This is a genomic window from Gluconobacter sp. P1D12_c, from assembly GCF_018812105.1.
Classification (GTDB): Bacteria; Pseudomonadota; Alphaproteobacteria; order Acetobacterales; family Acetobacteraceae; genus Gluconobacter; species Gluconobacter oxydans_A.
The window spans coordinates 1-479 of sequence record NZ_JACSIQ010000392.1 but is presented as its reverse complement, the minus strand read 5'-3'; the positions used below and the strand labels follow the sequence as shown (position 1 = coordinate 479).

Annotated in this window: 1 protein-coding gene; it reads right to left on the bottom strand. The window is 59.5% G+C overall.

The window, feature by feature from the left end; translation table 11 throughout:
- Positions 1-479 (bottom strand): Tn3 family transposase (locus KP705_RS17325; RefSeq protein ID WP_215765173.1); only part of this gene is annotated, 479 nt, incomplete at both ends.

The window sequence follows — 479 nt, the reverse complement described above, 5'->3', positions numbered from 1 at the left end:
CTTCACCGGCCGTCGCCGCAATCACCCGGGTCGAAAACGGATCATACTGATCGGAGATGTGGGTGTAGAAACTGACGCCCGGGTCACAGCCATTGCGCGCATTGCTATCGCTGATCGCAGAGCCTCTGCCACCTGCATGAAACAATTGACCATCACTTGAGGACGATGTGCCGTCTCCCCAGAGTGACGCCAGGGGCAGCCCACGATGGGCTGCAACCATACGGCCAAGGGCTTCGGCGTATCCGGCCTCGCTGATATGCCAGTCATGCAGATGCGCCAACTGGCGCAGGGTGGCACCCTGACAGGTGTCGGCCATGCGTGTCAGACCAAGATTAATCCCATCCGCCAGGATCACCGTCAGCAGGGCGTTTTTGTCATCCGCGACACGGCTGGAACGGCGATGGGTAAAGCAGTCGGTGAAGCTGATCCAGCGGTCCACTTCCAGCAGAAGATCAGTAATCTTGATGCGTGGCAGCCGG